2 protein-coding genes are annotated in these 4,080 nt (G+C 76.4%); both read left to right on the top strand.

What is annotated here, in order from left to right:
• A partial coding sequence (locus tag ACFHW0_RS31480) for an SDR family NAD(P)-dependent oxidoreductase (protein WP_416613263.1) occupies positions 1-2,292 on the top strand: 2,292 nt, incomplete at its 5' end.
• Positions 2,293-2,318: 26 nt separating this feature from the next.
• Positions 2,319-4,080: type I polyketide synthase (locus tag ACFHW0_RS31485; RefSeq protein WP_416613264.1), on the top strand; the 1,762-nt coding region annotated here is incomplete at its 3' end.

Raw genomic sequence — 4,080 nt, forward strand, 5'->3', positions numbered from 1 at the left:
CACGCTCTCGCCGAGCTGCACGTGCACGGCGTTGCCGTGAGCTGGCAGCCGTGGTTCGCCGAGACCGGGGCACGGCGGGTGGACCTGCCCACGTACGCCTTCCACCGGGAGCGGTACTGGCCCGAGCCGGCGGGCCGGCCGCGACAGACGGCGACCCACGGCGGCGACGCCGACTTCTGGACCGCCGTCGAACGTGGCGACCTGAGCGCCCTCGCCGCGCAGTTCGGCGACGACGGCGCGGCGCTGGACGCCCTCACCCCGGCCCTGCCGGTCCTGTCGACCTGGCACCGGGCGCGCACGCAGCGGGCGGTCGTGGACGCGTGGTCGTACCGGGTCGGGTGGAAGCGGACCGACATCAGCGCCGAACCGGCGCGGCCCGGCGCCTGGCTGCTCGTGACGGCGCAGGACGACCTGGCGGACGGCACCCGGGCGGAGGCGGTCACCAAGGCCCTCGCCGAGGTCGGCGCCGACGTGGTCCGGCTCACCGTCGACCCGGTCGGCACCGACCGGGCGGAACTCGCCCGCCGGCTGGCCGACGCGCTGGCCGACGGGCCCGTCACGGGCGTGCTCTCCCTGCTCGGCCTCCGCGACCAGCCGCACCCCGCCCACCCGGCCGTACCGGTCGGGACGGCCGCCACGCTGCTGCTGCTCCAGGCCCTGCACGACACCGGGGCGACGACCCGGCTGTGGTGCCTGACCCAGGGCGCGGTCAGCACCGGCGACGGGGATCCGGTGCACGGCGTCGCCCAGAGCGGGCTCTGGGGCCTGGGGCTCGTGGCGGGCCTGGAACACCCCCAGCTCTGGGGCGGACTGGTGGACCTGCCCGACCAGGTCGACGCGACGGCGTGGGACCGGCTGGCGCGGGTGGTGACCGGTTGCGGCGACGAGGACCAGCTGGCCGTACGCCCCTCCGGGGTGTTCGTCCGTCGCCTGGTCCGGTCGGCACCCGCCGCCCCCGACGCGGCGGAGCGGTGGCGGCCCTCCGGCACGGTGCTGGTCACCGGCGGCACCGGCGCCCTGGGCGCGCACGTGGCGCGCTGGGCGGCGGCCAACGGCGCCGCGCACGTCGTGCTGACCAGCCGTCGGGGCGAGCGCGCCCCGGGGGCGGCGGAGCTGCGCGAGGAGCTGACCGCACAGGGCGTACGGGCGTCGGTCGTCGCCTGCGACGTGGCCGACCGCGACCAGGTGGCGGCACTGCTCGCCCGCCTCGACGAGGGCCCCGCGCCGCTGACGGCCGTGGTCCACGCGGCGGGCGCCGGCGAGTCCGGCCTGATCGCCGACACCGACCTGGCCGCGTTCGCCGGCGTGCTCGGCGGCAAGGTCGCCGGCGCGCTGCACCTGGACGCCCTGCTCGGCGACCGGCCGTTGGACGCGTTCGTGCTCTTCTCCTCCATCGCCGGGGTGTGGGGCAGCGGCGGGCAGTCCGCCTACGCCGCGGGCAACGCCTTCCTGGACGCGCTGGCGGAGCACCGGCGCGGGCGGGGCCTCACGGCGACATCCGTGGCCTGGGGACCCTGGGCCGACGGCGGCATGGCCACCGGCGAGGCCCAGCAGCTACTGGCCCGGCGCGGCCTGACCGCGATGGCACCGGCCGACGCCGTGCACGCCATGCGGTACGCCGTGGGCCTGTCCCGGGCGGCGCTGACCGTGGTGGACGTCGACTGGGCGGTCTTCGCCCCGGCGTACGCCTCGGCCCGCCCCCGGCCGCTGCTCGACGACATCGCCGAGGCCCGGGAGGCGCTGCACGCCCACGCCGGGGAGCCGCAGCCGGGCGGGGTCGCCGACGCCCTCCGGGAGCACCTGCTCACCCTGCCCCGCCCCGAGCGGGTCCGGCACCTGGTCGAGCTGGTCCGTACCCACGCCTCCGCCGTGCTCGGCCACGCGGGCACGGACCGGGTCAAGCCCCAGCGGGCCTTCAAGGAACTCGGGTTCGACTCGTTGACGGCGGTCGAGCTGCGCAACCGGCTGACCGGAGCCACCGGCCTGTCGCTGCCGGCGACCCTCGTCTTCGACTACCCGAACCCGGCCGTGCTCGCCGAGAACCTGCTCGACGGCCTGGTGCCCGAGGCGGCACAGGCGGACGACGGCGACCCGGCGGAGGCGGCCGTCCGGCAGGCGCTCGCGGCGATCCCGCTGGCCCGCCTCCGCGAGGCCGGGCTGCTGGACCTGCTGCTCAACCTCACCGACGCCGACGGCGGTGCCGGTGACGAGTCCACCGACGAGGCCCTGGACCTCGACGAGCTCGACACCGACACCCTCGTCAGGCTGGCGCTTGACGGAACCGATTCCTGACCGTTGTCCCCAGTACGGAGCTCATGATGTCTACGTCCGCAGACAAGGTCGTCGAGGCGCTTCGCGCGTCGCTCAAGGAGACGGGCCGCCTCCGCCAGCTCAACCAGCAGCTGACCGCTGCCGCCCGGGAGCCCATCGCGATCGTCGCGATGTCCTGCCGCTACCCGGGCGGCGTCGCCAGCCCCGAGCAGCTCTGGGACCTGGTGGCCTCCGGCGGCGACGCGATCGGCGGCTTCCCGACGGACCGCGGCTGGGACCTGGACAACCTGTACGACCCGGACGCCGACCGGGCCGGGCGCTCCACCACCCGCGAGGGCGGCTTCCTCTACGACGCGGCCGACTTCGACGCCGAGTTCTTCGGCATCTCGCCCCGCGAGGCCGTGGCGATGGACCCGCAGCAGCGGCTGCTGCTGGAGACGTCGTGGGAGGCGTTCGAGCATGCCGGGATCGCGCCCGCCGCCATGCGCGGGCAGAAGGTCGGCGTCTTCGTCGGTACCGCCGCCAACGGCTACGGGATGGGCCCGCAGAGCGAGGCCGAGGGCACCGACGAGGGTTACCTGCTGACCGGCACCGCCACCAGCGTCGTCTCCGGGCGGATCGCGTACGCCCTCGGCCTGGAGGGCCCGGCGGTCACGGTCGACACCGCCTGCTCGTCGTCGCTGGTCGCCCTGCACCTGGCCTGCCAGGCGCTGCGGCAGGGCGACTTCGACCTGGCTCTGGCCGGCGGCGTCTGCGTCATGGCCACCCCGGGCCCGTTCGTGGGCTTCTCCCGGCAGCGGGGGCTCGCCCCCGACGGCCGGTGCAAGTCGTTCGCCGCCGCCGCCGACGGCACCGGCTGGTCCGAGGGCGTCGGCATCCTGCTGGTGGAGCGGCTGTCGGACGCGCAACGCAAGGGGCACCCCGTCCTCGCCGTGATCCGGGGCAGCGCGGTCAACCAGGACGGCGCGTCCAACGGCCTCACCGCGCCCAACGGTCCCGCCCAGCAGCGGGTGATCCGGCAGGCCCTCGCCAACGCCCGGCTGACCACGGCCGACGTGGACGCCGTCGAGGCGCACGGCACCGGCACCGTCCTCGGCGACCCGATCGAGGCGCAGGCGCTGCTGGCCACGTACGGGCGGGACCGGCCCGCCGACCGGCCGCTGCTGCTCGGCTCGATCAAGTCGAACATCGGTCACAGCCAGTCCGCCGCGGGCGTGGCCGGCGTGATCAAGATGGTGATGGCGATGCGGCACGGCGTCGTCCCGTCCACCCTGCACGTGGACGAGCCGACGCCGAAGGTGGACTGGTCGGCCGGCGAGGTGTCCCTGGTGACCGAGGCCCGCCCGTGGCCGGTGACCGACCGTCCCCGGCGGGCGGCGGTCTCGTCGTTCGGCATCTCCGGCACGAACGCGCACACCATCCTGGAGGAGCCGCCCGCCCCCGACGCCGAGGCCACCGCCGACGCCGGCCCGGCCCTCGCCCTGCCGGCGGTGCCCGTGCTGCTGTCCGCCCGGTCGGAGGCCGCGCTGACCGCGCAGGCGGGCCGCTGGGCCCGGTGGCTGGACGCCGACGAGACCCTCCGCACGGTGGACGTCGGCTGGTCGTCGGTGGTGTCGCGGTCCGCGCTGGAGCACCGCGCGGTGCTCACCGCCACCGGCCGCGAGGACCTGCTGGCCGGCCTGCGCGCCCTCGCCGCCGGACAGCCGTCCGGCGTGGTGGTCGCCGGGCAGGCCGCCGACCGGGGCCCGCTCGCGGTGCTCTTCTCGGGTCAGGGTGCGCAGCGCGCTGGTATGGGCCGGGAGTTGTACG

It is taken from the genome of Micromonospora sp. LOL_025, from assembly GCF_048060285.1.
Classification (GTDB): Bacteria; Actinomycetota; Actinomycetes; order Mycobacteriales; family Micromonosporaceae; genus Micromonospora.